Source organism: Pseudomonas sp. 05T35 (assembly GCF_056396605.1).
Window position 1 is genome coordinate 1 of record NZ_JBFTLU010000675.1, and the last position, 1,656, is coordinate 1,656.

2 protein-coding genes are annotated in these 1,656 nt (G+C 57.1%); one reads left to right on the plus strand and one right to left on the minus strand.

Annotation, left to right across the window (positions count from 1 at the left end):
• Positions 1 to 59 precede the first annotated feature (59 nt).
• Positions 60 to 980: an ADP-ribosylglycohydrolase family protein gene (locus tag AC1DH9_RS28720; RefSeq protein WP_427539669.1), complete on the minus strand. Its 921-nt coding sequence runs from the start codon at positions 978 to 980 to the stop codon at positions 60 to 62.
• A 149-nt stretch (positions 981 to 1,129) separates the two neighbouring features.
• Between AC1DH9_RS28720 and AC1DH9_RS28725 the strand changes: the two genes are divergently transcribed.
• Complete coding sequence (locus AC1DH9_RS28725) at positions 1,130 to 1,588, plus strand: SRPBCC family protein (protein ID WP_427539672.1); 459 nt, start codon at positions 1,130 to 1,132, stop codon at positions 1,586 to 1,588.
• Positions 1,589 to 1,656 lie beyond the last annotated feature (68 nt).

Sequence of the window (1,656 nt, forward strand, 5' to 3'; positions counted from 1 at the left end):
GCCTTGCATAGGCAACTGCCGTGGAGAGTGGGCATTGGGCACTCCTTGTGTCCGTGTATTCAGTCATTAAGTCGGGTGAGTGATGCTTGCAGCAATGCGTCAGCTATCGCCCCGATTTCATCAAACATATGCAGCTTCGCAAGCCAGTTCCCGGGGATTGCTTGAACGCCGTAAAAAGCTCCGGCCAACTGCCCGACAATAGCGGCGGTAGTGTCAGCATCATCACCCAGGTTGGCGGCTTGCAGAACGGCGTCTTCAAAGCTGTCGGTGTGATGGAAGCACCACAGCGCCGCCTCCAACGAGGCAACGCAGTAACCTGTACCCACGATCTCGGATTTTGGTTTGGCGAGATAGTCGCCACCGGCAATCGCGGCGACTTTGGGTTCTGAAAAGTGTCTGTGGCCCAGGTGTCGCAAGTCCGATTTCGACGCGCCCTGCAATGCTCTGCAAATCAATTCGGCGAACAGCTGACAGCATTCGATGGCTTCCGGGGCGGCGTGGGTGGTTCTGGAACTGCTAGCGGAATACACGTTGATCTGATCGATGTCAGGGAAATAGAAAAGCACCATCGGCGCTAATCGCATCAGCGAACCGTTACCTGCACTGAACGGATCGGTCGATCCGGCGAATGGATTGCCGGTTTCCTGATAATGAGTCAGGGCTTCGCGCACGGTCATGCCGATATCAAAGCAGTCGCCAGTCGAGCTCAGGTAACCCCATTGCCACCAATTGAGATAACGCCCCATCTGGTCGAAGGCGTCAAAACCATTTTTTGTGAGCAGGCTTTCGGCCAGGCACAGCGCCATCGACGTGTCATCGGTCCACTGGCCCGGTTTCAGATTGAACGGGCCGCCACCTACCATATCGGTGAGCGCCGGGAACGACCCGCGCGGTTTGAACTCTACGCTTGTACCGACGGCGTCGCCGCAAGCCAGCCCCAGCAGGCAGCCGCGATAACGCTCCGAAAGGGTAAGCAACATGAAGCATCCTTGTTCTGGGCCAGTTCACTGGCGACGTTAGCATTTCCAGGCGCCATGACAGAAAGGTAAAGCCTGTCCGAATGTTTTATGCAACCAGAAAGTTGCGCATTCAGCTATCCGGGCCTAGTGTTCATCAAAGGAGGTGACCTATGCACTCATCAGATCGCATCGAAAGAAAGATCCTGCTCAAGGCTCCACGCTCCACCGTCTGGCGCGCCCTGGCCAATGCCGAGTCCTTCGGCAAGTGGTTTGGTGTCGCGCTCGAGGGCAAACGCTTTGTTGCCGGTGAGCGAACCCGGGGGCAAATCACTTATCCGGGCTATGAACATCTGGTCTGGGACGTGCAGGTGGTGCGGGTCGAGCCCGAGCGGGTATTTGCGTTTCGCTGGCATCCGTATGCAGTGGATCCGGACATGGACTATTCGTCGGAGCCCACCACCCTGGTGCTGTTCGAGCTCGAAGACATGGAGGGCGGTACGTTGCTGAGGGTTGTCGAGTCCGGTTTCGATAACATTCCGGCAGAACGCCGTTTGAAAGCTTTCCGCATGAACAGTCGCGGCTGGGAAGATCAAATGACCAACATCGAGACGTACCTTGCCACCCCCTGACGCCTTAACGCTGGATACACCGTCAACCACCACTGCGCTGGGCCGCTCGGCGCTGACTTTCGCCGCAC